The 1,109-nt window shown below is 38.6% G+C and carries 3 protein-coding genes; all 3 read right to left on the bottom strand.

The window, feature by feature from the left end:
- Positions 1-24 precede the first annotated feature (24 nt).
- The 3 genes from HADU_RS11925 to HADU_RS11935 all read right to left on the bottom strand — a co-directional run bounded on the left by HADU_RS11925 (position 25) and on the right by HADU_RS11935 (position 986).
- The gene (locus HADU_RS11925; protein ID WP_034592940.1) at positions 25-282 is read right to left on the bottom strand and encodes a DUF2789 family protein; all 258 of its coding nucleotides are present in this window, start codon (positions 280-282) and stop codon (positions 25-27) included.
- Positions 283-399: 117 nt separating this feature from the next.
- Complete coding sequence (locus tag HADU_RS11930; protein ID WP_004809708.1) at positions 400-654, bottom strand: DUF2789 family protein; 255 nt, start codon at positions 652-654, stop codon at positions 400-402.
- A gap of 53 nt (positions 655-707) precedes the next feature.
- Positions 708-986, bottom strand: coding sequence for a DUF2789 family protein (locus tag HADU_RS11935; RefSeq protein WP_004809710.1), 279 nt, complete (start codon positions 984-986; stop codon positions 708-710).
- Positions 987-1,109 lie beyond the last annotated feature (123 nt).

A 1,109-nucleotide genomic window follows, 5' to 3' on the forward strand; every position in this document is an offset into this window, starting at 1 on the left:
TTTTTTATAACTAGTTTTATTTTCTTAAGCCAGTCGAAGGCGATCGGCATCTAAGTGTAACTGTTGATTCAGTTCATCAACCCAAATTGCCCAGTCATCGTCTTGTACCAAATGACTAATTAACAATGAACGCTGTGCTTTATTCCAGAAATGCGCATCATGCAATGAGATTTCCTTAGGTAACTGATGAGTACGTACATATAGCTCAATGGCAGCAGGACTATTCGGCAAACCAAGTTGCGAAAATAATAGGGGTAAGGATGGTTGCATTGTTCCGAGCATCTCGCCCTCCTTATATCAGTTAATTTGTAATTCTTTATAGAACTAACTTATAAGATAAGACAAAAAAAACCTAGTCCTGTGACTAGGTTTGTTTGTATCTTTTTGTATAAAAGTGGACTAAGCGCTTTGCTTGTCACTCTCTACATGCAGTAATTGATTGAGCTTATCAATAATTACAATCCATTCATCATCTTGATGCCAATGTTCACGAAGAAATGCACTCTGCCCCTCACTCCAAAATTCCGCGTCTGGCAGAATAACTTCAGATGGAAGCTGATGGGTGCGGGTAAATTCATCAATCGACCTTTCGTCTGCTGGCAGGCCGAGTTGTTCAAATAATAATTCTAAAGTAGGTTGCTGTTCCAATACCATTTGATTGCTCCGTAATAGAAATAAAAAATAATTTGCTGCTAGTTTTTTAACGTTCAAGGATGTGAGGAGGTCGGCAGATCACAAGTACCTGAACCCTCTGCTTCTATATGCAATTGTTCATTCAGTACATCGACAAAAATGGCCCAATCATCATCTTGCTTCCAATGCCCAATTAGAAAGTCATGTTGGTTCTTGGTCCAAAAAGGTGCTTTATGTAATGGCACATCCATCCCGATCTGATGGGTTCTGATAAATTCATCGATTGCTTCAGGGCTTGAATCCAAGCCGAGTTGCTCAAAAAAAACTTCCATGGTAGGTCGCTGCTCTAACATCTCAGTACCTCCTCTTTTATTGATGACTCTGCTTACAAATTAAACGACTTATATAGAAAGTTCAGTTGTCGCTCTTTGACAGGATGTTATTTTTTGTTCTTAGGATATTCTGAAATAAAAAAA

It is taken from the genome of Acinetobacter sp. HA, assembly GCF_000264725.1.
Classification (GTDB): Bacteria; Pseudomonadota; Gammaproteobacteria; order Pseudomonadales; family Moraxellaceae; genus Acinetobacter; species Acinetobacter schindleri.